At 47.4% G+C, this 443-nt stretch carries 1 protein-coding gene; it reads right to left on the reverse strand.

Annotation, left to right across the window (positions count from 1 at the left end; genetic code table 11):
- A partial coding sequence (locus EXT47_RS23935; protein WP_165383845.1) for a hypothetical protein occupies positions 1-443 on the reverse strand: 443 nt, incomplete at both ends.

Consider the following 443-nt stretch of genomic DNA (forward strand, 5'->3'; position numbering starts at 1 on the left):
TCACTTTGGATAACACTGCGATGGCTGCGACCCGCCTTAAGGGTCAAATCTTGTTTGGCGCTGACGTCAATTTGATTGGCGGTGACGTCTAGGTTGGTTGTTGCATCGGCAATCACCGACTTTTTACTCTCCAGTGCCAGTTGTTGTTTGGCGCTGGCAATAAAGGTTTTATTGGTAAGTAGTCGGATTGCGCTTTTAACACTGCCAAGTTGTATGTCTTTGGCTGCAAAAATATTCATTGCGCCTAGTTGCGCAAGCCAGTGAATGTAAGGCTGCTTTTTATCCCCATGTAACACCAAGTGCTGGTTGCCCGCTAAGGTTTGCAACACAATATGCGGGGTATTTGGGGTGTCATCAAACATCAACAGGTTTTGGCCGCGAGAGCAGAGCACGTTTTGGGCGTTATTGGCGCTAGTAACAACAGATGGTTGCGTGTCATTAAG

Origin of the sequence: Pseudoalteromonas sp. CO342X (genome assembly GCF_004208915.1) — a bacterium.
Lineage (GTDB): Bacteria > Pseudomonadota > Gammaproteobacteria > Enterobacterales > Alteromonadaceae > Pseudoalteromonas > Pseudoalteromonas maricaloris.